General features: G+C 41.3%; 23 protein-coding genes. 9 read left to right on the top strand and 14 right to left on the bottom strand.

Going from position 1 to position 25,109, the window contains the following annotated elements; translation table 11 throughout:
• Window positions 1–151: 151 nt before the first annotated feature.
• The 5 genes from ACMX3D_RS23045 to ACMX3D_RS23065 all read right to left on the bottom strand — a co-directional run bounded on the left by ACMX3D_RS23045 (window position 152) and on the right by ACMX3D_RS23065 (window position 7,071).
• On the bottom strand, window positions 152–2,344 hold the full coding sequence (locus ACMX3D_RS23045; RefSeq protein ID WP_482748138.1) for a GumC family protein: 2,193 nt from the start codon (window positions 2,342–2,344) through the stop codon (window positions 152–154).
• A 125-nt stretch (window positions 2,345–2,469) separates the two neighbouring features.
• Window positions 2,470–3,879, bottom strand: a complete 1,410-nt coding sequence (locus tag ACMX3D_RS23050) for a polysaccharide biosynthesis/export family protein (RefSeq protein ID WP_482748139.1) — start codon at window positions 3,877–3,879, stop codon at window positions 2,470–2,472.
• Between the two features lie 74 nt (window positions 3,880–3,953).
• Window positions 3,954–4,658, bottom strand: coding sequence for a cyanoexosortase B system-associated protein (locus ACMX3D_RS23055; RefSeq protein ID WP_482748140.1), 705 nt, complete (start codon window positions 4,656–4,658; stop codon window positions 3,954–3,956).
• A gap of 263 nt (window positions 4,659–4,921) precedes the next feature.
• The gene (gene crtB, locus ACMX3D_RS23060; protein ID WP_482748141.1) at window positions 4,922–5,821 is read right to left on the bottom strand and encodes a cyanoexosortase B; all 900 of its coding nucleotides are present in this window, start codon (window positions 5,819–5,821) and stop codon (window positions 4,922–4,924) included.
• 83 nt (window positions 5,822–5,904) lie between these two features.
• Window positions 5,905–7,071 (bottom strand): DegT/DnrJ/EryC1/StrS family aminotransferase, encoded by a 1,167-nt coding sequence (locus ACMX3D_RS23065; RefSeq protein ID WP_482748142.1) that lies wholly within the window; start codon window positions 7,069–7,071, stop codon window positions 5,905–5,907.
• A 690-nt stretch (window positions 7,072–7,761) separates the two neighbouring features.
• Between ACMX3D_RS23065 and ACMX3D_RS23070 the strand changes: the two genes are divergently transcribed.
• On the top strand, window positions 7,762–9,315 hold the full coding sequence (locus ACMX3D_RS23070; protein WP_482748143.1) for a GAF domain-containing sensor histidine kinase: 1,554 nt from the start codon (window positions 7,762–7,764) through the stop codon (window positions 9,313–9,315).
• Between the two features lie 301 nt (window positions 9,316–9,616).
• The gene (locus tag ACMX3D_RS23075) at window positions 9,617–11,041 is read left to right on the top strand and encodes an IctB family putative bicarbonate transporter (protein ID WP_482748144.1); all 1,425 of its coding nucleotides are present in this window, start codon (window positions 9,617–9,619) and stop codon (window positions 11,039–11,041) included.
• 288 nt (window positions 11,042–11,329) lie between these two features.
• On the opposite strand, the gene ACMX3D_RS23080 is transcribed toward ACMX3D_RS23075, so the two are convergent.
• Window positions 11,330–11,617, bottom strand: a complete 288-nt coding sequence (locus ACMX3D_RS23080; protein WP_482748145.1) for a WGxxGxxG family protein — start codon at window positions 11,615–11,617, stop codon at window positions 11,330–11,332.
• 250 nt (window positions 11,618–11,867) lie between these two features.
• Window positions 11,868–12,335, bottom strand: a complete 468-nt coding sequence (gene smpB, locus ACMX3D_RS23085; protein WP_482748146.1) for an SsrA-binding protein SmpB — start codon at window positions 12,333–12,335, stop codon at window positions 11,868–11,870.
• Between the two features lie 475 nt (window positions 12,336–12,810).
• Between smpB and ACMX3D_RS23090 the strand changes: the two genes are divergently transcribed.
• Window positions 12,811–13,494, top strand: coding sequence for a response regulator transcription factor (locus ACMX3D_RS23090; RefSeq protein ID WP_482748147.1), 684 nt, complete (start codon window positions 12,811–12,813; stop codon window positions 13,492–13,494).
• An 18-nt stretch (window positions 13,495–13,512) separates the two neighbouring features.
• On the opposite strand, the gene ACMX3D_RS23095 is transcribed toward ACMX3D_RS23090, so the two are convergent.
• From ACMX3D_RS23095 to murC, 4 genes are all read right to left on the bottom strand, one after another.
• The gene (locus ACMX3D_RS23095) at window positions 13,513–13,932 is read right to left on the bottom strand and encodes a low molecular weight protein-tyrosine-phosphatase (protein WP_482748148.1); all 420 of its coding nucleotides are present in this window, start codon (window positions 13,930–13,932) and stop codon (window positions 13,513–13,515) included.
• Between the two features lie 158 nt (window positions 13,933–14,090).
• Entirely contained in the window at window positions 14,091–14,438 is a 348-nt protein-coding gene (locus ACMX3D_RS23100; protein WP_482748149.1) for a YbaB/EbfC family nucleoid-associated protein, read from the bottom strand.
• 176 nt (window positions 14,439–14,614) lie between these two features.
• Window positions 14,615–15,616 (bottom strand): UDP-N-acetylmuramate dehydrogenase, encoded by a 1,002-nt coding sequence (gene murB, locus ACMX3D_RS23105; RefSeq protein WP_482748150.1) that lies wholly within the window; start codon window positions 15,614–15,616, stop codon window positions 14,615–14,617.
• 85 nt (window positions 15,617–15,701) lie between these two features.
• The gene (murC, locus tag ACMX3D_RS23110) at window positions 15,702–17,162 is read right to left on the bottom strand and encodes a UDP-N-acetylmuramate--L-alanine ligase (RefSeq protein WP_482748151.1); all 1,461 of its coding nucleotides are present in this window, start codon (window positions 17,160–17,162) and stop codon (window positions 15,702–15,704) included.
• A gap of 397 nt (window positions 17,163–17,559) precedes the next feature.
• Between murC and nadD the strand changes: the two genes are divergently transcribed.
• On the top strand, window positions 17,560–18,183 hold the full coding sequence (gene nadD / locus ACMX3D_RS23115) for a nicotinate (nicotinamide) nucleotide adenylyltransferase (protein WP_482748152.1): 624 nt from the start codon (window positions 17,560–17,562) through the stop codon (window positions 18,181–18,183).
• A 117-nt stretch (window positions 18,184–18,300) separates the two neighbouring features.
• Window positions 18,301–19,314, top strand: coding sequence for a type I glyceraldehyde-3-phosphate dehydrogenase (locus ACMX3D_RS23120; protein ID WP_482748153.1), 1,014 nt, complete (start codon window positions 18,301–18,303; stop codon window positions 19,312–19,314).
• A 55-nt stretch (window positions 19,315–19,369) separates the two neighbouring features.
• On the opposite strand, the gene thiL is transcribed toward ACMX3D_RS23120, so the two are convergent.
• Window positions 19,370–20,386 carry a thiamine-phosphate kinase gene (thiL, locus tag ACMX3D_RS23125; RefSeq protein WP_482748154.1) on the bottom strand — a complete coding sequence of 339 codons (1,017 nt, stop codon included), beginning with the start codon at window positions 20,384–20,386 and terminating at the stop codon, window positions 19,370–19,372.
• Between the two features lie 139 nt (window positions 20,387–20,525).
• On the opposite strand from thiL, the gene ACMX3D_RS23130 reads away from it, so the two are divergent.
• A complete protein-coding gene (locus ACMX3D_RS23130) occupies window positions 20,526–21,095 on the top strand; it encodes a Uma2 family endonuclease (protein WP_482748155.1) in 570 nt (189 codons plus the stop codon).
• A gap of 42 nt (window positions 21,096–21,137) precedes the next feature.
• Here the strand turns inward: ACMX3D_RS23130 and ACMX3D_RS23135 are convergent, their stop codons facing one another.
• Window positions 21,138–22,244 (bottom strand): peptidylprolyl isomerase, encoded by a 1,107-nt coding sequence (locus tag ACMX3D_RS23135; protein WP_482748156.1) that lies wholly within the window; start codon window positions 22,242–22,244, stop codon window positions 21,138–21,140.
• 303 nt (window positions 22,245–22,547) lie between these two features.
• Between ACMX3D_RS23135 and efp the strand changes: the two genes are divergently transcribed.
• The 3 genes from efp to ACMX3D_RS23150 all read left to right on the top strand — a co-directional run bounded on the left by efp (window position 22,548) and on the right by ACMX3D_RS23150 (window position 24,151).
• Window positions 22,548–23,105, top strand: a complete 558-nt coding sequence (efp, locus tag ACMX3D_RS23140) for an elongation factor P (protein WP_482748157.1) — start codon at window positions 22,548–22,550, stop codon at window positions 23,103–23,105.
• A 111-nt stretch (window positions 23,106–23,216) separates the two neighbouring features.
• Entirely contained in the window at window positions 23,217–23,741 is a 525-nt protein-coding gene (accB, locus tag ACMX3D_RS23145; protein WP_482748158.1) for an acetyl-CoA carboxylase biotin carboxyl carrier protein, read from the top strand.
• A gap of 62 nt (window positions 23,742–23,803) precedes the next feature.
• Window positions 23,804–24,151 (top strand): ArsR/SmtB family transcription factor, encoded by a 348-nt coding sequence (locus ACMX3D_RS23150; RefSeq protein WP_062289993.1) that lies wholly within the window; start codon window positions 23,804–23,806, stop codon window positions 24,149–24,151.
• A gap of 80 nt (window positions 24,152–24,231) precedes the next feature.
• Here the strand turns inward: ACMX3D_RS23150 and ACMX3D_RS23155 are convergent, their stop codons facing one another.
• Window positions 24,232–24,852, bottom strand: coding sequence for a GerMN domain-containing protein (locus ACMX3D_RS23155; protein ID WP_482748159.1), 621 nt, complete (start codon window positions 24,850–24,852; stop codon window positions 24,232–24,234).
• Window positions 24,853–25,109 lie beyond the last annotated feature (257 nt).

A 25,109-nucleotide genomic window follows, 5' to 3' on the forward strand; every position in this document is an offset into this window, starting at 1 on the left:
GCGTCTCCTTTAGGAGAAGGTAAGCAAGGGAGCAGGGGTGCAGGGGTGCAAGGGAGAATTGACAGTAACCTCTCCCCTGCCCCTGAAGCTCCTGCGCCCCCCTGCTGCTTAAACGGAAGAGATATCTTAACCGAAAGGTATTGTCTCCTGATTAGTTGTAATTGGTATTCACACCTGCTGAAACTTGGTCAGTTTCTTCAATAATTTCCGATTCTGGCTCTGATGAAGATGTTGGTGATGGTTCTTTAGGTTGTGGTAAAGCGACTTCAATATCAGCACCATTGATAATCACACCCAACAGCCCTAGTTCAGCTTCTTGTAATTGGTCGATCGCTTCACCTAACATATTCTCTTGTGTATAGTTTGGTCGAGCTACCAGAACTATGCCATCGCTGTATGGCTGAATCAATAAAGGATCATTAGAGTAACTTAAAGGGCTAGTATCTAAAATAACCAAATCATAACGCTCACGGGCATCTTCCATCAGCCGCCGCATTTCGCTAGATTCGATAATAGCAGGCGATTGGCGCACAGGCCCAGGACTAGGAATGATGTATAAATTTTCAACATCAGGAACTAAGCGGATACATTCACTCAAGCTGCCATAATAACGCAGGGGTTCGATAGTGGCTTCAGGGTCAAGAGAAACTTTAAGAGATGCAGCCTTTGAAGGCGATCGCAAATCAGTTTCAATAATTAAGGTACGTTTGCCCGCACGAGCGCAAGCTACACCCAAGTTATACGCACTGACTGTTTTTCCTTCTTGAGCGCCAGTACTAGCAATTAGCAGTATTTTTAAGTCTTTACCGCCAAGACGACGTAAATTACTGCGGAACTTTTCATAAAACTCTAAATAAGGCGAATCAACGGAAAATACCACTGGTACAGCTTCAGGATCTAAATCATCTACTGGCATTAAAGGTATTTCGCCCAATAATACAACTTCCCGTTGTTTGAGGCTGTCGCGGATATCTTCTTTGGTTTTGAACGTACCTTCTAGAGAACCCAGCAAAAATATCACACCACCACCAACTAAAAAGCCTAAGAAACCACCAATTCCTAGGGTTGCTGGCACACTCTTCGCTTTTTTGGGTTCAGGAATGATAGTCGGCACACGGGCAACAGTCAAGCTACTAACAGTTTCTGCCTCTGCGGTTTTAGAATCTGTAAGTTTAGCTTGCATTTGGTCGTAAACTGCTTTTTTCAGGGCGACTTCCTGTTCTAAACGCGATCGCTCTAATTGCTTGTTAGGTATTAAAGAATACTCCTGCCGCAAGCGTACTTCTTCTCGGACTTGTTGCGCTAATTGTTGTTGCAGTGTATCGCGTTGGGTTTGCAAAGTGACCATCTGATTCGCCAACCCTTGTCGTGCAGGATCTAAGTTACTCTGAGCGCGAATACCAGAAATATCTCCAGCAAAAGGTGCTGCTGTACCACCGCCACCGATAACTTCGTTAGCACGTTGTTGGATTAATTGCTCAGTTGCTTCTTTTTGGCGCTGTAACTGAATCATCGTTGGATGTTCAGGTCGCAAATCTTTACGCAGCAAAGCAATTTGCGATTCTGTTTGATATAGCTGTGTTCGCAAATTACCTAAAATTGGGTCAGCGCTTAAGGCTGAAGAAACATAAGCTTGATTGACATCTAAACCTAACTTGGCACGCAAACTCCGAATTTGAGCATCAATCCCGGCAATATTTAATTGAATTTGCCGTTGTTGATTTTGGCTAGTAGTAATTGCGGCTAATAAACTACCATTTTCTGCTGATAATATCGCAGGACGTTCGCGGCGATCGTACTGTTCTAGCCGCTTTTCGGCAGTTTGCAATTCTAACCTAGCCTGCGGCAAACGTTCTTCAATTTTTTGAATAATTGATTTTAATCTTCCCGTATTAATTTCACCACTCAGCTTGATCATTGCTTGCATCAATTCCTGAAGCACTTCTTGCGCACGCTTAGCATCAGTATCTTTATATTTCAGATCAATAACTGTGGATGAGACTTCTCCAGCCTTGGCTTTTTCTGGCAGTTTTAAGGCAATATTTGTCCCGATGGTTTTGGGCTTCAGACCAACTTTTGTTGCTACAGTCTCAATAATTTGATCTGAAAGCAAAGCAGCCTCGCTTAAATCTTGCCCTTGCTGCTGAATTTCATTTCCTGTTAGTGAAAATGAAACTGGTGGACGATTATAAGTCAGTGCCGCATCTGCTATATAGTTAGTTGGTGGATCTGGTTGTACAGCCACCACCGTTGACCCGACAACAACTAGCCCAAAACTAGCTAGTCCAATCCACTTGTACTTCTCGAATGCAATTAGATAGCGTTTAACAATTGGTGGGGTCATAGCAGAGGCATATAGAAATAAGCGAGAGAATGCTGGTTAATAGTTAATGGTCAATGGTCAATAATTAATCGTCAATGGTATTAATGTGTCATTTGTGTGTCATCAAGTGCAACACAAGACATACACTAATTTGAACCACCACCAAAAAATTGAAAGAAGCGAATAAAACTTTGAACATCAAAGAACGGTCGAGTAATTGTACTAAAGATATTAGTAATTCTGGTAATCAGGTTGCGACCAACAACAATCACATCGTTATCTTGTAAGGGTACATTCTGAGAGATATCACCAGAAAGTGCTTTTTTAGCATCAAGTTTTTGTGTAACTGCTCGACCTCGTTCTGGGTCGAATCGAATTAAAGCAATATCTCGTAGGTTTGCTGTATCTAAATTAATTCCTCCCAAAGCATCCACAAAAGTACTGCCATTAGGCAGAGTTTGCGTTACCAGTCCGCCAGCGGCATAGTTTAACAACCGGACTCGAATTTGCGGTACAGCCAAAGATGAACGAGCAACCAAATTACGGTCATAACCATCATCGTTACCCACTTCCCGACGTGGTACAATTACTGCATCACCATCTTGTAAACGCAAATTCGGTACTGCACCACCATTTTGCAATGCCGCATATAAGTCAATATTTTGAGAAATTACAGAACCATCCATTAATTTCCGGCGCACTTGCACTTGGCGAAGGTCAGCGTTCATCGTAGAACCGCCAGCTATCAGTAAAGCATCAGCAACTCTGGGTGTTGAGGAAGCGACAGGGTAAATTCCTGGGCGAAAAACCTCCCCGCTAATTGTAATTTGTACAGGTCGTGTTGAGAATAGAGAGACTGCGATCGCCGGCTCAACCATCACGCGACTTAAACTTAAGCGAATTTTCTCTTGAGCTTCTGCCAAACTCAAGCCCTGTATAGATAATATTCCCACCTGTGGCACAACAATATTTCCTTCAGGACTAATTTGGGCTTGAAAACTCAAATCTTGACGCAGACCAGTCAATGACAACACAACGATAGGATTAACCACATAACGATTAAATAACAAACGAATTTTTTCTTGGGCTTCTTGCAAAGTTAAACTTTGTAATGAAACTGTGCCTAATAGTGGTACTGCAATATTACCTTCTGGATTAATTGAAGCTTGGAAACTTAAATCTGGGAAACGTTGAACTACAACACTAATCGAATCTCCTGGCCCTAAACGATAAGCACCTGGAGGACGCTGAAAAGTTACACTAATTACGTCTCCTGGCCCTAAAAGATAACGATTGAGTTGAAAAGAAGCTTCGCCGCTTTCACTTGTAGGTACAATATCAGCATTTGGCGGTGGAGAGGGAGGTTGTAGAGGTGATTGTTCTCCCGATGGATTTGCAGGCGGTAGCACCGGCAATTGCCCTGGCGAAGTTTCTGAAGATGGTAAAGGTTGAGCTACAACAGGTTGGACAGAGTTTGTTAAGAAAACACCAGCCTGAAAACTCACAAAACATAAAGTGCTGAATGCACGTACATAAGGATGGGAAGCTATAAACATCGGTGCAGTAAAACGGTATTTATAATTGGTTCTGCCGAGTCGTTATTTTACTCTTAAAGTAAGTTTTAAACTTGCTATAAAGCATTTGCCATCAATGTAGTTTGCACCGCTTCGCCTAAAGACTGAGCTAAAGACCTAGTAGTTTCCACATCGCCTAAAGGTTCCATTGGTATCAGGATACTAACAGCTACCCAAGGAATACGACGTTTTTGCCACTGTGCCAGTTGATCTGTCACAAACCAGCGTAAAGGTGATGGATCTCCACCATTGCGGAAAGCATACCATTGCAACATAGCAAAGGTATCTTGTTGTGTAGAAACACGAAAAAATCTCGCTTTCACTGGAGAATTTTGCGGCTGTTTTACCTGAAATTCCAGAGAACGCTCTTGCGCTATATCCCATTTTCCCCAGCGCAACCTACCCCAGCCATTAATCTCCGTCCATTCCACTTCAGGTTGATCCTTCGGCCCGTTTTGTGGCAGTAATAACAGAATTGCCTGAGTTTCTGAACTTGCTTGTTTGAGAATTTGCAACGACCATTTATGTTCGCCAACTTGCTGTTCAGTTTGTTGAATTGTTTGCCAGCCAGGAATAGTTAATCCAGTTTTACGTATTTTTCTTAATTCCTTGAGGGTGGTAACAGGTGGTGGCTGCTTCCATTCCCAGCGTCCTGTGAAGTAGCCGGGAATCCCGCCCATTGTCAACAGGAGTAGTAATAATACCAGCGCTACTATATAAGTCAGCTGTTTTTCTTTGAGAACCTTAGAAAAGGAAATCATCAGTACAATTTGCAATATTTACGCAAGATTTTACTGAAAAAATGGCACTCTGAGTTCAGTAAAAGTAGCAGTCTCTAATCGTGCGGCATTGTAGAAGGCTAGGCAGAAATTGCTTGTAAAGCTATATAAAGCAATGTAATATCATCTAAACAACCTCCAAAACGGAGATAAGCAGAAATATTCCTGCTTTTAAACAATAAAATCAGGATTTTATAACATCCCTGAGTTGTTAAGGTTGATTTTTACATAACATAGATTTTTCGTTAGTTTTGCTCGTCTATTTGTTCTGCAATTTCTGGATCATCTGAAAAATTGCTGTTCATCCAGTTCAGTAATGGTACTAATAATAAAAGCATACAAGCAGAGTAAAGATCACCGCCCCAACTATCGTGTAACCATTTAAAGGCGGCTTCATTGCCTGTACCGTGGAAGTAACTCAGAAAAGTGTTGCGGATGATATTGGCGGTAACGCTAATGACAACAGCAATACATATAAACCAAGCACTAATGCGGCGTGAAGCCAAACCACCAGTCCAATACAGCAACATTAAGCTGACATAAAGAGTAGTAAACAACATTTTTAGCCCTGCACAATAAGGAGCTACTTCTACAATGCGTCCGCTGACATAAATATTGATTTCATCAACGGTGACTTGCATTCCCATCTGATTCAGAATGAATCCTGCTGTACCTGCGATAAAGCTTTGCAAGGGTAAGGTGTAAGGAACTAATAGATAGGGTACAAAAGTGGGTGTTGCCAAAAATACCAGTAACAGCGGAAAGCCTTGTAATCGCAAGCCAGCTACACCTTTAAACCACAAGCACAATCCTGTCAGAATAATTGGTAATGAAAGGTTAACCCAATCGGCGATCCCACTCAGATAACATACTCCACCAATTAACAGTAAAAAAGCACCCACAGGATGAGTGCTATCTGGTAAACGTTGCCATTGTTTGCGGTTCAACCAACTCAGGTAAGCAGCAAACGGTAAACCAATAATCCCGTGGCTAAAATATTCGTGTTCGATACTAATAGTTTTGTGTAGCCAACCATCGAGCCAGTGTAGCAATAGAGGCGCATACAGCAATCCCAAAATGCCTAAAATTGCTATGCTCAGTAATTGTTGCGTGCTTCTAATCTGAATTTTTTGTGGAAGTGCCATGATTTTAAAGTATTAAAAAGATAAAACAGTGATTAGTTTTCTGCTACTAACCACTGGTCATCAATACAATAATGTCGTCTAGATTAAATGTATAGCAACTTTTGTTGCTCGCTACTTATTATTGATGTAATCTCTGCCACGACTTCTTTAATTTGACTACTAGTTAAACCAGGATACATAGGTAAAGATAATATTTGCTGGGCGAGTTTTTCTGCCTGGGAAAAATCGCCCTTTTGATAGCCTAAGTAGGTAAATGCTGGTTGCAAATGGCAAGGAATAGGATAGTGAATCCCACTTTGAATTCCGGCTACTGTGAGTTTGTCTTGAATTTGCTGGCGTTCAAGAGAACAAGCATCATCAATTTTAATGACGTAAAGATGATAAACGTGTCCTGCACTGCTTTGATTTTGTATGGGAATAATACCAGCAGATGCTAAGGGGGCTAATTCAGTATCGTACTGCTGGGCAATGAAATTGCGATCGCCATTCCATTGTGATAGATAAGGCAATTTTGCTAATAACACTGCTGCTTGCAAGGTATCTAAGCGGCTATTTGTCCCTGGTTCTACATGCACATATTTTTGGGCTGCACCGTAGTTGCGTAAACGTACCATTTTTTGGGCAATATCCGGATCTTTTGTCACCAGCATTCCCCCATCGCCAAATGCGCCTAAATTCTTGCTGGGATAGAAGCTAAAAGCAGCAGCAATACCCACAGAACCAGCCCGATAACCTTCTCGTTCAGCTAGATGCGCCTGGGCTGCGTCTTCAAAAATCAATAGTTTGTGGGTAGCAGCAAAATCTAACAACTGTTTTGGTGATACCATCTGCCCATAAAGATGCACAGGAATAATCGCTTTAGTCTGGGAGGTAACTACCTTAGCTGCTGCTTCTAAATCAATTAATGCTGTATCAGGATCACAATCAACCAGAATTGGTTTAGCGCCAACACGTAATACGCCAATGAGTGTGGCGACAAAGGTATTAGCTGGCAGAATTACTTCATCACCAACGCCAATATTACAAGCTTGTAAACCGAGAGCGATCGCATCGGTTCCTGAGGCTACACCTACACCATATTCTGCACCAGATACGGCGGCAAATGCTGCCTCAAAATCTGCAACTGCTTTCCCTAAAATAAAATCTCCCTGATTTAATACACCATTAATTGCTTGTTCTAATTGATTTTGAATTGGTTGGTGTTGTAAATTAAGGTCTACAAAAGGAACTCTAACAGCCATTTTATTCATTGAATATTCTGCCTCAAATTTCAGTTATTAAACTTGTTGTAAATTCACTAAACCAGTTATTCAACCGTAAACTTTAAATCAGCTATTTTTGTAAAACCTCAGTAAATATTTGATAAAATTCTTTTTTTGAATTGAACTTTTTTAAAGTAAAGATCATACATCTTGAAAAACCGAAATTCATATATATGAAATGGTTTATGCTGTTTTTTAATTAAATCGAATTTGTACTTTTATAAAAATGCTCTAAAAATGCATTTTTATGAGTGATGAATCTTAAATAAATTTATCTTTGGTTCTCATAAAAGTCAAAGCAAGCTAGATACTAGATTAAATTAGTAGCAGTGTTTGTACGTAAAATAAAAATTTTAATTTAACAGTGATCACTTAGTTAAACTAAAAATTCGTATTGATGCTCTATGTATGGAATTAACATCAAGAAAATACTTTTATACCAACCCTAGCATTATATTACCCAGGGAGAATTTGAAACTAACGTGATCTGACCTTAAAAATTTAAGTAATCTAGACATCCTACTAGATCACCGTATTTACCACAGTTGTATAAAATTTCTATGCAATTATTGTTTGTCGAGGGCAAAATTGGGGAATGCTTAAAAATAGCAAACCATAACCCGTAAACAGTGGTTATACATATTACAGTATCGACGAATTATCAAGGTAGCGGTGGCAATGGTAGAGCCTGAAAATAAATTATTTGCTCTTAAGGATGGTTGGGCTTCTCAGGAAACAAGAGAACAGCAGCGCCTTACAGTGCTGTCAGAACTAGGTTTAAGGCAACCCGAAACAATACCAGTTTTTGAAGAAGCTACTCAAACAGCTGCCCATTTTTTGGAAGCACCAATTTCCATTTTGGGATTTGTAGATCAGGAACGTCACTGGTTCAAGTCAGCAGTAGGCTTATCCAGACTAGGATTGATGAATCATTTAGCGCAAAGCCGTCAGTTGTTGCGCCGAGAATCTTTCTGCACACAAGTAGTAGAAACTTGTCGAGAATTAGTTATAAATGATACTCAAAAATATAGTAATAATACTATCATAACTAGTAAGTTAGTACAGGAATATGGCATTCGCGCTTACTTAGGAGTACCATTAATTGATTCTTCTGGGCATTGCTTGGGTGCCTTAGCGGTGATGGACTTGGTACCGCGCGAATTTAAAAATCGAGATATTGAATTTTTACAAATCATAGCTCGTTGGAGCATGAGTGAATTTGAGCGTAACCGACTTCTACAAAGTAGACCGGAAAAAAGCAATCATAAAAGCACGTCTACTTTATTCATCAATGATGAACCCACAACTGACCTCAAACTAACGCCAGAGAACTTAGAAAAAGAATCACCTTCTACTAGACAGTTAAAACTAGAACTGTTGGGGCAACTCACTCAAGAGTTGCGTACTCCTTTAACATCTGTATTAGGTATGGCTAGTGTTTTGGGTAGAGAGATTTATGGGCCTTTGACAACTAAGCAACGAGAATATCTGGAAATTATTCAGCACAGCGGTCGCTACTTACTTTCTTTAGTGAACGAGATTACCGAATTAGGAACGGTAGATGAAAACTCTCATGTATTAAACTTAGCTCCGGTAGACATTGAGATGTTATGTCAACAAGCTATCAATAGTTTAGAAGAGCCAGCTAACCGTCGAGAACAAGATATTCGCTTGTCAATAGAACCTGGGCGTGGTCGCATTTGGCCTTTAGATAAAGATAAGGTGCGGCAAATACTTTACCACATGGTTTTTAGTGTTATTCAATTATCTGCTACAGGTAGTATTGTGCGGATTCATGTCTCTTATAAGGAAAATACACTCAATATTACTGTTTGGGTTTCACATCCTTGGTTGGGAGATGGTATTACTGAGGTTGACCCCTACTTTCGCCTTCATCCCCTATCGCTGCTGGAACTGGCCAATGAAGCAGTATTGTACAATCCTTATTTAGAAAATCAGGAAGATGTGGGGGGCTTATCAATAGCGCTAGAACAATCACCAAATTTAAGTGATTCTTACTCAGATTTATTAACTGTGAATCCTAATATGGAGTTAGTTAAAAGTAATGGTAGTTTGTCCCGTGAAAGCTTAGGTTTGTTGCTGAGTTGTCAGTTGGCAGAATTGCATGGTGGGCAAATTTCGATCCAAGGTTCAGCAGAATCTGGACACCGTTATGTGCTTTCTTTGCCAATACAAACTGCTACTAATACTGAAGCATCTCACGAGATTTAATCACAAGCTGCTTGTTTTGAGCCAACCCAACTACTTTTTTGTTCCCTTCAATCAGCATCATCTGATAAATCATGTCTAGTATGAAGAGGCATAAGTAAAAAAATAAAAGACCTTAAATTTCGATTTTTTGCCAATTTTTTAGATTTGATATTACTATTTCCGCCGAGATGCACTGGTGACTTTGCGCGATCGCATCATGACTGATTTGCAATCTCCGTTGTTAGCTGTTTATAATCACCCGCATTATGATTAAGAGCAAGTTCTGCCTGTGCAGATCTGCTCATTGAATGCAGCGTGTTTTATGAATGTAGTCTGGCAACGATTTACTTTATCTGATTTACCACTCAAAGAATATCTGGCAACTAGCTACCTACGCCGTTTTTCGGTTGGTTTGCTGAACTCGTGGCGGCAAAGTAGCATTCTGCTACAGTGGGGAGACATAATTGCAGCTGCTTTAATCAGCTTAATTTATGTTCTAGCGCCTTTCGTATCGAGTACATTGATTGGGATGCTGCTAATAGCATGTGTGGGATTTTGGCTATTGTTGACTTTATCTGATGAACCAGTATCAGCCAATGCTACATTAGTCACTCCTATTCACTTGTTAGTATTGCTTTATTGGGGAATTGCTGTAGTCGCTACAGCATTATCACCAGTGAAAAAGGCAGCCTTGAACGACTTGGTTACTTTAACACTTTATTTGTTGTTATTTGCCCTTTGTGCTAGGGTACTCAGGTCACCACGCCTCCGGTCTTGGATAATTACCCTTTATCTACATATAGCGCTAATTGTTAGTATATATGGATTACGGCAATGGTTTTTTGGTGCTGCCCAGTTAGCTACGTGGGTCGATCCAGAATCGCCTTTATCTAAGACAACCAGGGTTTATAGTTATTTGGGTAATCCTAACTTGTTAGCTGGATATTTAATGCCAGCTGTCGTTTTAAGTTTAGTTGCAATTTTCGCCTGGCAAAGTTGGGTCAAAAAATCTTTAGCATTGACGATGGTAATTGTAAACAGTGCCTGCTTAATTTTGACTTTTAGCCGTGGTGGATGGATAGGGCTAGTAGTTGCAATTTTAACTGCGATCGCATTATTAGTTTATTGGTGGAGTCTACAACTGCCTTCTTTTTGGCGCACTTGGTCACTGCCGATAATTTTAGGAAGTTTACTGGGACTATTGATATTAGCAGTAATATTTGTGGAGCCAGTGCGTCTACGGGTGTTTAGTATTTTTGCTGATCGCCAAGATAGCAGTAACAATTATCGCCGCAATGTTTGGGATGCTGTCTTTGAAATGATCCGCGATCGCCCTATCATTGGCATTGGCCCTGGACATAACGCTTTTAATAAAGTTTACCCACTGTATCAACATCCTCGATATAGTGCTTTGAGTGCTTACTCAATTCTGTTGGAGGTAGCCGTTGAAACCGGCTTTGTTGGTTTAGCTTGTTTCCTTTGGCTGATAGTAGTCACTTTTAATACAGCATTTCTACAACTGCGGAGATTACGAGACTCTAGAAATATTCAAGGATTTTGGTTAATTGGGGCTTGTGCTACTTTGCTGGGGATGTTAGCTCACGGTACAGTTGATACAATCTGGTTCCGTCCCGAAGTAAATACTCTTTGGTGGCTAATGGTTGCTTTAATTGCCAGCTACTGGGTTCCTTCAAAACAAGACAACAACCAACCCATAAATTCATCTAACCAAGAGTCTGCTATTTAGGACTAAATAAATGGGCAAGTATCTACTTCAACTTGCCCATTCTAGTTTTCCAAAAAATCAAGATTAGACCTCTTGCAACAGAGAACAAGAAAACTTATACCATTCCACGAAAATCCTAATACAAATTCATTGGTTGTTTACTCTTTCCCCCTGCGGTCTATTTGTATCAAACTTAAAGTGAAACGGTATTAAGGCTATTCCCCGTTCCCTGTTCCCTGTTCCCGACTTCTGCAAGAAGTCTATTGCATAAAGTTTATGGTGGAATTTTCTGAATTTTGCGTTTTTGCACTAGTCCCTGTAGCTAGTAGCACCAGGCGCACTGGGGTCACGATAACGGGTAGGTTCATCGCTATGCTTTCTACCAGCCAACCCAGCTAAACCAATTAGACCAAGTAATCCTAGCCAACCCCAATCAAAATCATTGCGACCAGCTGTGCGATCGTAAGTGGTTGTCCGTGGTGCATCACCTGTTGTAGTAGTACTGTCCTGAGCTTGTACAGGCAAGGTTAAAGGCATAATTGCCATACCTAATGTTAGGACTCCAGCGCTAACAGCTTTCGTAAAGTGGCCTTTCATGGTGAGAGTTCCTTGTTGGTTCCAAAGTTACTCACCACTGTATCGAGTCCTAACGTGACCAGAATCAATCTGTAGCTATAAACTAGGCTATTTCTCAACTCACGCTCAAGGTATATAGCCTAGCAAGTTGGGCAAGGAAAAAGTATGAAGTGTAAAGTCTAAAGTCTAAAATTTTCTCCTTCTACCCGCTTAATTAAAAGTGCTGAGTAAAAATACTAGCTTCTAGTCTCTCTTCTAATCTATTGACACATCAATAATTTTTCATTGCTCTTTGAATATCTCGTTGATCTTGACGGCGTTTGAGATCTTCTCGCTTGTCATGGAGTTTTTTACCTTTACCAAGGGCAATACTTACTTTTACCCAACCTCGCTTGAGATACATTTTTAAAGGTACAAGTGTCAAACCCTGTTGTTCTACTTTGCCAATTAACTTACGGATTTCTTGACGATGGAGCAGCAGTTTCCGAGTCCGGCGCGGTTCATGGTTGAAATATTGTCCACTAGCAGTGTATGGAGAGATATGCACGTTAATTAGCCATGCTTCACCATCACGAATCAAAGCATAACCATCTTGGAGATTCACTTTGCCGGCACGAATTGACTTCACTTCTGTTCCAGTTAACTGAACGCCAGCTTCATATGTTTCTAAGATTTCATACAAATAACGGGCTTGACGGTTGTCGCTAATAACTTTGTAACTTTCGCTTTTGTCACTCATTGATATTTTTATAACTTTAAATTTGTTGCAAAAATCGTTTAGACTGGCTTATGAATTTATAGAGGCATATTAAACTAGTATAAATTAATTATTAGCTGAATATCAGTGTTATCTTATTAGTCTAGCTTTTTACAGGCATCAATTAAAATGTTTCCTGGCGCACAAGCTGCTGCATTATCATTAATAAAGTTAATACTATTTACATTGTAGTGAGTGATTACTATACAAACATGGTGTGTTGTTAAGAATTACAAAAGTCTCTATGCTTTACAAGCATTAGCTATCAAACCTAAGTTAAACTTCTTGAGCCACTCTAATGATTTAAGATTTTCTTTATAAATTAACTATCGAGCAGTCATTAGCTGGTAATCCTGTCATAGTATGAAACATAAGAACACTATTATTGCCTGTGTTCACTGAACAAGCTCATGGAAGCAAATTTCTAAGTAACAAAAATGCTAGGGGTGTATTGTCCATGCCCTTGACGATCCTTGTGGTGGATGACGACCTGGGCACTCGTCTGTCTATTAGCGATTATCTTGAACTGTCTGGCTATTCGGTGATCACGGCTAATGACGGTCAGGAGGCTTTGGCAATGGTTGAAGAATACCAGCCTGATTTAATTGTCACCGATATTGTGATGCCACGAATGAATGGCTATGAATTGGTACGCAGAGTGCGCCAGCAACCAGGATTCCGTTTATTACCTGTAATTTTATTAACAGCACGTACCAAAACCCAAGAGAGAATTCTGGGTTATCAGTCTGGGTGTGATTTATATTTACCAAAGCCGTTTGAGTTGGAGGAATTAGCAGCGGCTATTCGCAATTTATTGGAGCGATCGCAAATAATTCAATCTGAGTACCGCGTTTCGCATAAGGAAAATGTCAGCACTTCCACGCCAGTAACGGCAGTAGAAGCCCATAACTCTGTATTTACCCAGCTAGAAAAACCAGAGTTTTTCGCATCCTTAACTTCCAGAGAACAAGAAGTGCTGGAACTGCTGACTCATGGGATGTCAAATGTCGAAATGGGGCAGCAGTTACATTTGAGTCCAAGAACAGTAGAAAAGTACGTTAGCAGTTTATTAAGAAAAACCGCTACCAATAACCGAGCTGAACTGGTACGGTTTGCGATTAAACATGGTTTAGTAGAGTAGCTGCTGGTGCTAATTCAATCAAGCTTGTAACTGCTGATTGGTAATCTTGTGAAGTAGACCTTCACAAGCATCAACCAGTAAGTCAATTACTTGATTAAACCCTTCTACACCGCCGTAGTAGGGATCTGGAACTTCTTTGAGCGTATGTCGAGTACAAAATTCACACATTAAACGCACTTTGCCATGATATTTGCCAGTTGGATCAAGGGCAAGAATATCGTCATAATTGTCTCGATCCATTGCCAAAATCATGTCAAAGTCTTGAAAATCTGACTTGTCAAACTGTCTGGCTCGACCACGAAGTTGAATTCCTAATTTGGTAACCGCTGCCGCACTCATACGTCGGTCAGGTAGGCTACCAATGTGATAGCTAGATGTACCAGCCGAATCACAGACAATGCTGTTACTCAAGCCAGCCTGATCAATAAGGTGATTCATGATGTTTTCTGCCGATGGCGAACGACAGATGTTCCCCAGGCAAACAAACAACAGCTTGTAAGGCATAGATATTTTGCTGAATAAATGTCAAAAGTCCATAGTCCACAGTCCATAGTCTCAAAATTTTTGACTATTGACTATTGACTATTGACCAATGACTAAAATCCAGGCAATTCGAGTCCACTTGTCAACTCTTCCATACGTTCCCGCATTGTGGCTGTGGACTTGTTGTAAGCGTCTTTCATTGCTACTGTTATGAGATCTGAAAGTAGTTCTGCTCCTTGTCCTAAGGCATCAGGAGCAATTTCTACTCGCTTTGGTTCTTGGTTACCGCTGACAATCACCTTGACCAGTCCACCGCCAGCTTCTCCTTGAATTTCCATTTGCTCCAATTCTTCTTGGAGTCGCTTTGCGCCTTCTTGAACTTGCTGCGCTTTTTTAAAGGCTTCGGCTAGTTCTTTCATTTTTCCTAAGCCAAAGCCAAATCCTTGTCCTTTACCTGTCATAATTGATTGTCCGCGTGTGCTTTGAATAACAAATCAAATTCAATTATAGATGCGGGCGGTAATTTGCCACTTTTGTTACTAATAATTAATAGGCCTTGGGACTACTTCAGGATAAAGTACGAAGGCTCAAGGATAAAATTTCATACTTCATCCTTCAGACTTCATACTTTTGCGTGCTATCCACAAGCCGCTTGAAACTCACCGATCATTTTGACTTCTGGCTCTAATAAAATTGACCAGCGTTCTTGTACTTCTTGTTGGATGTGGCGAATCAAGCAGAAAATATCACTAGCTTTGGCTCCACCGCGATTCACAATAAAATTGGCATGGAGTTGAGCTACTTGTGCGCCGCCAATTTGATAGCCTTTCAGACCTGATTGTTCAATTAACCAGCCAGCAGCATAAGGTTTGGGATTGCGGAACACGCTACCACAACTAGGGAAGTTGTAGGGTTGGGTAGAGAGTCGATGCTGTTTGTGTTGTTTGGTTAATGCCAAAACTTGGGCTGGATCAGCACCAGGTTGCAGTTGGAAAGTAGCTTGGGTGACAATACGATCGCTACCTTGAAGTAATGAAGTTCGATAGCTGTAACCTAATTGGGCAGGGCTGAGAGTTTCTAGCTTACCATCTGCTGAAAGGACTTCGGCACTAACTAAGATATCTGCGATACAGCTATTATGTGCGCCAGCATTCATAACTACAGCACCACCCACAGTTCCTGGAATCCCAACAGCCCACTCTAAACCTTGCCAGCCCAGTTGCGCGGCTTCCCATGCTAAGCTGGGAATTGATTCTCCAGCAGCCACTGTCAATAAACCTGTCTCTGGATCAAAGTGACTATGGCGAAGATGGCGTGTGGCAATGACTAAACCAGGTAAACCGCGATCGCTTACTAACAGGTTAGAACCTGCACCTAAAGTTGTTACTGTTAAATTATGTTCTTTTGCGTAATTCAAGCTTGCTTGCAGTGCTTCTAAGTTTCGGGGTGCAACATACCATTCTGCTGCTCCCCCCACTCTATAAGAAGTAAATGCTGATAAAGAAGCCTGGGGCTTGATAATACAATCTGTACCTGGTAAGTAAATTATTTTGCTATCTGATGATTTATCTGTTTCGTGTTTCTGTGTAGGTGTAGCAGAAACTGTGCAGATGTTTCCAGCTGCCTGGGAAGTTTTCATTTTGACATCAATTTGTGAAATTTTTACATTTTTCTGCCGCAAAGATACAGCAATAGGATGATTCAATATAACCGTTACAACGGTCTTAGGATGTGGCTGTAGCAGCCTCGCAAAGTGTAGTAATTAATTCTGGAATTACTTGATTGAGATTTCCTGCGCCAAGAAATAGTGCTAAGTCGCCGGGGCGTAGCGTTTTCAGCAAGAAATCGCGCACTTGGGTCAAAGTTGGTTGATACACCACTTGTGAGTGAAACTTACCCACTTCTGCTGCTAACTGTTCACCGTTGATTTGACCTAAATTGGGTTCGCCTGCACTGTAAATATCAGTCAGTACAACCAAATCAGCATGAGCAAAAGACTCAGAAAATTCTTCTAAAAAGGTCAGTGTACGACTATAACGGTGGGGTTGGAAGATAGCCACTACTCTTTGCCCTGGTCTAGCCTGAAGACGTGCAGCAGCTAGAGTAGCACGCAACTCACTGGGATGATGGGCATAGTCATCAATAAATGTAATGCCATCAACTTCGCCGCGAAACTCAAAGCGTCGTCTTGCACCTTCAAAAGTGGCAATAGCTTTGGCAATTTCACCAAATTCTAAATTTAATAATCTACCTACAGCAACTGCGGCTAAAGCATTGCTGAGGTTATGACGGCCTAGTAAGCGCAACTTTAACACACCTAAAGCTTTGCCACGTTCCCAAACTAGTGCTGTAGTGCCATCGGGACGATAGTCAATATTAGTAACGCTATAGTCAGCATTAGTATCTTGATGAAGACTGTAGCTGATTGTAGGTTGCAGGCGATCGCGTACCGTTTCACAATCAATACAGCCTATTAAAGTCTTACAACCCCGCGCAAATGTTTGGAAAGTATCAACTACTTCCTCTAATGTTTCGTAATGATCAGGGTGATCAAGTTCAATATTAGTGATGATGCCAATCTCAGGCGCATGTTTTACTAGGGAACCATCAGATTCATCAGCTTCGGCTACAAGATATTGGCTTTCTCCTAAACGAGCATTGCCTTCCCAAGCATTGACTTCTCCACCTACTAAAATTGTGGGGTCTAAACCAGCTTGTAGTAGCATATAACCAATCATGCTACTGGTCGTAGTTTTGCCATGAGTACCTGCTACAGCGATGCTTTTATAATCAGCAATCAAAGCAGCTAGTACATCTGAGCGATGCAATATCGGACAACCTAATTCTAAAGCAGCTTTATATTCTAAATTGTTAGTGTTAATTGCAGTTGAACAAATTACTTGAGGTAGTGAGGACTGATTAGCATTTAATAATTCTTGCGAACTTAATGCGGCTTCATTCGTCATTACCTTAGGGCGAAAGAATTCAAGATTACTTGCTTCTTGCTTACCAAAAATATGTGTACCGATAGATTCCAACTTGCGCGTAATATGATTTGGACGAACATCGGAACCTGACACTGGCAATTTACGCTTTGCCAAAACGTATGCCAGAGCAGACATACCTATACCACCAATTCCAATGAAATGAAATGGTCTACCGCCAAAATCCACAGCATTACTCATTGATTACTCCTCTTACACCACACCATATTCACAAATGACACGCGTATCATAACAGGAATTTGTTTTTTACCGTAAATTTTTCTACACCTTTTTTAGGCTTGCTGTCTGAGAGCTTTTCTACTCTCGTTATGCGGATTGAGAATGATTTTACCTTTGTAGGAGGTTTTTGCTATTTCTGAACTATTTTTAAGATTATTCTGAAAATTTACACTGCATCGGGAAAGAAATTCTTGTAATGACAAATACATGTTTTTAGATTCCTGACTGGTAAGGGCTACGATAATACATTCGTAACCAAATCGCTGTTAAATTGCATCAAGCTAAGGCATGAATTGAGTACAATAATACATTGGTAGTGAAATTGTGTTTCAACTGCATAGAGCTTAGGCATAAACGGATGCAGCAACTAGCAATTTTTGGAGGCACATTTGATCCAATTCATTGGGGACACATACTCATAGCCGAAATGGCTTTGCATCAACTATCCCTAGATCGAATAATTTGGGTACCGTCACTCAATCCTCCCCATAAACAAGCAACACCATTTGAGCATCGGGTAAAGATGCTCCAACTAGCAACAAGCGAAAATCCAGCATTTACTGTCTCCTTAATAGAAGCCAGTCGCTCTGGAACTTCTTATGCCATCAACACTTTGATTGACTTATCTGCTGTTTATTCAAATGCTCGCTTGTACTGGATTGTGGGTTTAGATACTTTCCAAACCTTACCCCGTTGGTACCGCAGACACGAACTAGCACAAATGTGTGATTGGTTGATTGCGCCCCGACAATTAGATGGTGATATGGATCAAAGCGATATCATCTGCCAACAAGTGGAGCAACAACTGAGACAGCAGTCACTTACTATTCACTGGCAATTCTTGAATATACCCTTAGTAGGAGTTTCGTCAAGTCTTATTCGCAAACTTTGTTGCGAAAGCAAACCAATTAAGTATTTAGTCCCAGAGCCGGTTAGATTTTACATCACGACTCACAACCTCTATTCAGAAAAATCTGAATAAAATATATATATTTTTTTTGGATCTAACACTTTATAGTTATTAATACTCCCCTCCTTTGCGATATGATTGGGGTCAAAGATATCAACTTATAGGCATAAATACAGAGGGCAAGACACTGTGATTAGAGTCGCAATCAACGGTTTCGGGCGCATCGGACGTAACTTCGCACGTTGTTGGCTGGGTCGGCAAAATAGCAATATCGACCTCGTAGCTATCAACGACACATCAGATCCTAGAACAAATGCTCACCTCCTGAAGTATGACTCAATGCTTGGGAAGTTAAAGGATGTTGACATTTCCGCCGATGATAACTCTATCATCGTCAACGGTAAAACCATTAAATGCGTATCTGATCGCAATCCAGAAAACTTGCCCTGGAGAGAATGGGAAATTGACCTGATTATCGAAGCAACTGGGGTATTTACTAGCAAAGAGGGAGCGTTAAAGCACGTAAATGCTGGAGCCAAAAAGGTTCTAATTACTGCTCCTGGTAAAAATGAAGATGGTACTTTCGTAATCGGCGTGAATCATCACGAGTACGATCACAATACACATCACATTATTAGTAATGCCAGCTGTACAACCAACTGTTTGGCTCCCATTGCCAAGGTGCTGAATGACAAATTCGGTATCATCAAAGGCACAATGACTACAACCCACAGCTACACCGGAGACCAGCGTTTGTTAGACGCTTCTCACCGCGATGTGCGTCGGGCAAGAGCAGCAGCCATCAACATTGTCCCCACCTCTACAGGTGCAGCAAAAGCAGTGGCGCTTGTAATTCCAGAACTCAAAGGTAAGCTTAATGGCGTTGCTTTGCGTGTACCAACCCCGAACGTCTCAATGGTAGATTTCGTTGTTCAGGTTGAGAAGCGTACTATTACGGAAGAAGTTAACCAAGCCCTTAAAGATGCCTCAGAAGGTTCACTCAAGGGTATCCTAGACTACAGTGAACTGCAATTAGTATCTTCTGATTACCAAGGTACTGATGCTTCTTCCATTGTTGATGCCAGCTTGACTTTGGTCATGGGCAGTGACTTGGTAAAAGTTATGGCATGGTATGACAATGAGTGGGGCTACAGCCAACGAGTTCTCGATTTGGCAGAATTGGTAGCCGAGAAGTGGCAATAATTTGTTACTTGTCAATGGTCAATAGTCAACAGTATTGACTATTGACATTGGACTATTAACTAAAGTGTTGAAATCCCTGGCTAAGGCTGAGAACTTGGTCAGGGATTTTTCCATGTTCATCATGTAATAGTACTTGTGAACCAGATGTAATGGTTCCGATAATTGCTGCGCCTTGACTCAGTTGTTTTACTAGAGTCTTTGCTTGTTTCTGTGGTAAACACAGCACTAATTCAAAATCTTCACCACCATAGAGGGCATATTCTATTGCTTGCTCTGGTTTTAGCCAATGCTCAAAACATGCAGGTAGGGGAATTTGATGGTGTTCTATAACTGCACCTACGCTACTAGCACGGCAAATTTGTAAAACAGCATCTGCTAAACCATCGCTACTGTCCATACCTGAAAGGGGGAGTGGGGAGTGGGGAGTGGGGAGTAAAGTCTTTAATATTTCCCACAGGATAGGTAGGATATCTAGTCTTGGTTGCGGGCGTTGGTGGGCTTTGATGAGAGCAGCCTTTTCATCTGGAGAGAGGTTTTGCCCTAATTGAGGGTGCAAGAGCAATTGTAAGCCAGCATGGGAAGCACCATGAACACCTGTGACAACGATCGCATCCCCCACTTTGGCAGCAGAACGACGGATAATTTTTTGGGAATCAACTTGGCCAAAGGCAGTAATTGAAAGAGTGGTGACAGGCGATCGCACTACATCACCGCCGACAATTGGAGTATTGTATTTTTGCAGGCATTCTGTCATGCCTTGGTAAAGTCGCTCAACCCAACTGACGTTTAAATCGCCAGGAAGCCCTAAACCAACGGTAATTCCTAAAGGCGAAGCCCCCATTGCAGCTAAATCTGATAAATTAGCGGCTGCGGCTCGCCAACCTGCATCCTCTGGGGAAGTGGTCGCATTACTGAAGTGTACGCCATCAACTAAGACATCGGTAGTAACTACTAAAGATTGCCCTGGCGCTGTTACTAGTATTGCTGCATCATCTCCAATAATTTCTGCGGGACAAAAGCTTTGTAGTTTTGCTAATAGGCCTTGTTCGCCAATATCTTTAACTTTTGTCATTGGTCATTTGTCAATGATTAAAAGGCAGGAGTTCAACCCGAAGGAGCAAATTTCACACTTCATACTTCATACTTTTTCCCCTTCACCCTCAGCACTTATGACAAGTTACGATAAAGCTATCGTCTAGGGGACTGTGGGTATGGTCATTACACCAGTAAAAAATCTTACATTTGAAGAGTATTTAAAATATGATGATGGCAGTGGTTTTCAATATGAACTGGTGGATGGCAGGTTGGAATTAATGAATCCCCCAACGATTGAACATTTCTTAATTGTCGAATTTTTAGCTACCGTCTTTAAAGCAGAAATCACGCGCTTGAGTTTACCTTGGTTGACGTTTCGGGAAACGGGTGTGAGGACGGGGAGAAATAAATCTAGATTGACTGACTTGTGTGTCGTAACGCAGGAACAAGCAAGAGAATTGCTGAAAGCTTCAGCTGTATTTGAGACTCCCCCATTATTGATTGTAGAAGTAGTTAGCCCAGATTCAATTAAGCGGGACTACCGTTACAAGCGGTCTGAATACGCAGCGTTTGAAGTACCAGAATATTGGGTTGTAGACCCATTAGAGTTCAAAATTACTGTTTTATTGCTGGAAGAAGGATTTTACGAAGAAACTGTTTTTACTGCTGATCAGAAAATTGTATCGCAGACGTTTCCAGAGTTAGCGATCGCTCCTCATCAAATATTTGCCGCCGGAAATTTATGAAGTATGAAGTATGAAATGTTAAATTCATACTTCATGCTTAATTTAAGCTGCTTGGGGTTGTACTAAGTTTTCTATGCCTTGAGTTACGGTAGCTGATTCGATTTTGTCACCAGCTTTGAGTTTATCTAAGACATCTTTGCCTTCTGTTAGATAACCAAACACAGAGTAGCGGCCATCCAGCAAGTTACGTCCAGCAGGGGTAAGTTCTGGTTCAAATAGGAAGAAGAACACTTGGGAAGAACCACCATTAACTTGGGTTTCAGGACGCGCCATTGCCAATGCGCCAAAGGACGAGAAAGGTAAAACTGGCATATCTAGATAACGACCAGCTTCCTCTAAGGTAATGCCGTAGGTTGGGGCTTTATCCCCTTCTACTAGAATCTCTAAAGGAATTGCCCGATATTTGCCTGTTTTGGGGTCAATAAAACCTTGTTCTTTGCCTGGGGGATCGCCAGTTTGTAATACATAGGATTCTTCAGAACGAGTAAATTCTAACCCGTTATAAAAACCCCTTTGTACTAAATCTACAAAGTTACCAGCTGTCACAGGTGCGCTGTAACCATCGACAACAACGGTTAAGTCGCCTTTGTTAGTTTTAATTTCAATGGTGGCACGGCCTTTAAGTTGGGGTAAATTACTGTACTCCTCTGGTACTTCAAAGGGAAATTCCTTCACCATTGACTCTTCTAGTAAAGAAACTAAACTCAGCAGTTTGTTTCTTTCTTGTAGAATTTGTTCTTTATCTTTGGCTTGTGTCAATTCTTGCAATTTCGCCACACCAGATTTTAACTCATCAACCCATGCTTGGGCTTGGGGTTGGCGTTCTTCGGGGACGCTTGCTAAGATTTGTGAAGGCTTATCGAGAACGCGAGATGCTTTACTGAGGTCTTTGGAGATAGCACCCCAGCGTCGATTAGCCCGCAACTGGGTTGATATGTCTTCTAGACTGGCTTGCAGTTGCCGTACAGGTTCATTTTTTATTGGGAGTGCATAGCGCAACAAAGCTTTGCCGTCGGTAATTGCATTGCCAGCGGGCAAGGCGGCATTACTGGAGGGAGTCCAGCCAGCTGTATTGATGCCTAAAAATATAGTTACCAACAGTATTGTTACTAGGCTGGACTTTAGCCAGGATTTTATTAACTTAAACATGAGTATGGCTCAAATGCAGCATGAATATTGTTGACTGGGCGTAACCCATCAATAATCTTCCCACAGTAGGAGTGCTGAGAAAGTGTGAAGTGTGAAGTGTGAAGTATGAAATTTCGTCTTTTTGACTTGAAAATCAAAATTTGGCTAAAAAAGTTGCTAAAAGCTTTGCGTTCTGACTTATATAGCGTTTTTAATATTTCAGACTTCAGACTTCAAACTTCAGACTTCAGTTGACTACTTAACCAATTACTCCGCTTGAAGGGTACAATAAATGCCGATTGTCTTCCAAAATTTGAAAGCTTCATGATTTCTAGTAACGACTTTCGACCCGGTGTATCAATTGTATTAGACGGGTCTGTATGGCGGGTGGTAGATTTTCTCCACGTTAAACCCGGTAAAGGTTCGGCGTTTGTCCGCACAACTCTGAAAAACGTTCAAAGCGGCAAGGTTCTTGAAAGGACTTTCCGGGCTGGGGAAACTGTGCCACAAGCGACTCTCGAAAAAAGCACAATGCAGCATACCTATAAAGAAGGCGATGAGTTTGTCTTTATGGATATGGAAACCTACGAAGAAGGACGACTCAGCGCAGCGCAAATTGGCGATCGCGTCAAATACCTCAAAGAAGGTATGGAAGTTAACGTGGTTCGTTGGGATGACCAAGTTTTAGAAGTAGAATTACCGAATTCTGTAGTGTTAGAAGTTACTCAGACTGACCCTGGCGTTAAGGGTGATACTGCTACAGGCGGTACTAAACCAGCCACAGTGGAAACTGGTGCGATCGTTATGGTTCCCTTGTTTATTTCTCAAGGAGAACGGATTCGGATTGATACTCGTGAAGATAAATATTTAGGCAGGGAATAAATTTTCTCTTAAATTTTAGAGTTAATTGCGATTTAAATCCCTATATAGGGTTTAAATCCCTGCCCTCACTAAAATTACTTAATTTACGGACAGGTCGAGGTAATAAAAGCTGTGGCATTGGACTTTAATGAAATCCGCCAATTGTTAGTAACTATTGCACAAACAGATATTGCAGAAGTAACTCTTAAAAGTGATGATTTTGAACTAACGGTACGTAAAGCTGTGAGCATTAGCAATCATGCTGTACCGCAAGCTGCTATTGGTGGTGTGGCAGCAGTAACGACAGTTACAGCAGGAGGCGCACCAACGCTCTCTACGGAGCGGATTTTAGATACTGCTGTGGCAGGCGCTGGTGTGCAAATGTCAGTAAATGCGCCTTCCAGTATTGACCAAAGATTGGTCGAAGTTTCTTCGCCAATGGTAGGGACTTTTTATCGCGCACCAGCACCTGGCGAAGCACCATTTGTAGAAGTTGGCGATCGCGTGCGTCAGGGGCAAACGGTGTGTATCATTGAAGCAATGAAGCTAATGAACGAAATCGAAGCCGAAATATCAGGACAAGTTATGGAAATTCTTGTTCAAAATGGGGAACCTGTAGAATATGGCCAACCTTTGATGCGAATTAACCCTGATTAAGTATTAATCTATATATGAAATGAGTGATTGTTAACCTTGTCTGTTTTTACGGATCATTCCTGATGAAACAAGCGTTGCCTGTACCACCGGAAGTGGTGCAACAAGTAGCCGAATATTTCAGCCTGTTAAGTGAGCCGATGCGTCTGCGGCTGTTGCACTTACTACGGGATGAAGAAAAATGTGTACAAGAGTTGGTAGAGGCAACACAAACTTCGCAGGCGAATGTCTCCAAACACCTGAAGGTAATGTGGCAAGCCGGAATCCTCAGCCGTCGCAGTGAAGGAACTTGCGCTTACTATCGGGTGGAAGACGAAATGATTTTTGAATTGTGTAATCAGGTATGCGATCGCATCGCTACAAGGTTAGAACAGCAAGCTCGTAACTTTCGCGTTTTAAACACAAAACTTTAGATCAGGTGTCAATGGTCATTTGTCAATAGTCAATGGTAATTTTGACTTTTGACTTTTGACTCTTGACTCTTGACTTTTGACTAAAGCGGATAATTTTTATCAAAGCTTTCACGCGTCAGGGGTTGTTCCAACTCTACGCCTTCACCACCCAACACATCTAAACGTTTACCATTCACGTCAATGTAAACCTTGGCTTTAGGGTTCAAGCTGGAGGCTGTGTAAACAACTTGTCCTACACGCCCCACCATTGAAGTACTACCGCCACCACTGGTAAAGCTATCTGATAAATTGACGTGGACTTCATCACCTTCTACTTTTAAACCCAGTAGTTTAGTGCCTTTGGGAATGGTAGTAGAATCTGCACTATTGCTTGGCCCTTCTAGCAAAGCTTGGAAAGCTCTTTCTAAGGCTTGGTTGGGTTGGTTAGCTGCTACTTGAACTGGTTGGGGAACTAAAGCAACATTTCTTTCTTTAGGTTTTAGCCAGTAAACTTGAGCAGTTTTTTCATTTGGTTGAGTAGTTTTTGGCTGCTCTTGTGGCTGTTGAATGGTTTGATTAGGGTTGGCGGGGTTGGTTGTGACAGGGGTTTTGTTTGACTGGGTAGCCAACCAAGCTACACCGCCACTCGCTGCGATAACCGCTGCTGAGACGGCTGCAATTACACCCGAAGATACGCGATTAGATCCTTGTTGATCATTCATATTAAAAACCTTCCTGACTAACTGAGGGCTGAAATAATGTTTATGTGAAGAGCAGCCTGGTTAAGGACGATACTTATAAGTTGAGAGTTTCCAGAGATTTCATGACTGGCTCTATATGCCTAAATAATGCGATCGCTAAATCAAAAATAGTCCTTCTCTAATTTTAGAATTTGTACTTTAAATCCGTCATCTGCCAAATTCTATAAATCTTATTGTTCCGTGAAATTTAGGAAATTATTAAGAATTAGGGAATAGGG

This window comes from Anabaena sp. TISTR 8404 (assembly GCF_056847745.1).

Coding starts and splice junctions, on each gene's coding strand:
- ACMX3D_RS23045 (WP_482748138.1), bottom strand. CDS start 2,344: ATGACCCCACCAATTGTTAAACGCTATCTAATTGCATTCGAGAAGTAC.
- ACMX3D_RS23050 (WP_482748139.1), bottom strand. CDS start 3,879: ATGTTTATAGCTTCCCATCCTTATGTACGTGCATTCAGCACTTTATGT.
- ACMX3D_RS23055 (WP_482748140.1), bottom strand. CDS start 4,658: ATGATTTCCTTTTCTAAGGTTCTCAAAGAAAAACAGCTGACTTATATA.
- crtB (WP_482748141.1), bottom strand. CDS start 5,821: ATGGCACTTCCACAAAAAATTCAGATTAGAAGCACGCAACAATTACTG.
- ACMX3D_RS23065 (WP_482748142.1), bottom strand. CDS start 7,071: ATGAATAAAATGGCTGTTAGAGTTCCTTTTGTAGACCTTAATTTACAA.
- ACMX3D_RS23070 (WP_482748143.1), top strand. CDS start 7,762: ATGGTAGAGCCTGAAAATAAATTATTTGCTCTTAAGGATGGTTGGGCT.
- ACMX3D_RS23075 (WP_482748144.1), top strand. CDS start 9,617: ATGAATGTAGTCTGGCAACGATTTACTTTATCTGATTTACCACTCAAA.
- ACMX3D_RS23080 (WP_482748145.1), bottom strand. CDS start 11,617: ATGAAAGGCCACTTTACGAAAGCTGTTAGCGCTGGAGTCCTAACATTA.
- smpB (WP_482748146.1), bottom strand. CDS start 12,335: ATGAGTGACAAAAGCGAAAGTTACAAAGTTATTAGCGACAACCGTCAA.
- ACMX3D_RS23090 (WP_482748147.1), top strand. CDS start 12,811: ATGCCCTTGACGATCCTTGTGGTGGATGACGACCTGGGCACTCGTCTG.
- ACMX3D_RS23095 (WP_482748148.1), bottom strand. CDS start 13,932: ATGAATCACCTTATTGATCAGGCTGGCTTGAGTAACAGCATTGTCTGT.
- ACMX3D_RS23100 (WP_482748149.1), bottom strand. CDS start 14,438: ATGACAGGTAAAGGACAAGGATTTGGCTTTGGCTTAGGAAAAATGAAA.
- murB (WP_482748150.1), bottom strand. CDS start 15,616: ATGAAAACTTCCCAGGCAGCTGGAAACATCTGCACAGTTTCTGCTACA.
- murC (WP_482748151.1), bottom strand. CDS start 17,162: ATGAGTAATGCTGTGGATTTTGGCGGTAGACCATTTCATTTCATTGGA.
- nadD (WP_482748152.1), top strand. CDS start 17,560: ATGCAGCAACTAGCAATTTTTGGAGGCACATTTGATCCAATTCATTGG.
- thiL (WP_482748154.1), bottom strand. CDS start 20,386: ATGACAAAAGTTAAAGATATTGGCGAACAAGGCCTATTAGCAAAACTA.
- ACMX3D_RS23130 (WP_482748155.1), top strand. CDS start 20,526: ATGGTCATTACACCAGTAAAAAATCTTACATTTGAAGAGTATTTAAAA.
- ACMX3D_RS23135 (WP_482748156.1), bottom strand. CDS start 22,244: ATGTTTAAGTTAATAAAATCCTGGCTAAAGTCCAGCCTAGTAACAATA.
- efp (WP_482748157.1), top strand. CDS start 22,548: ATGATTTCTAGTAACGACTTTCGACCCGGTGTATCAATTGTATTAGAC.
- ACMX3D_RS23150 (WP_062289993.1), top strand. CDS start 23,804: ATGAAACAAGCGTTGCCTGTACCACCGGAAGTGGTGCAACAAGTAGCC.
- ACMX3D_RS23155 (WP_482748159.1), bottom strand. CDS start 24,852: ATGAATGATCAACAAGGATCTAATCGCGTATCTTCGGGTGTAATTGCA.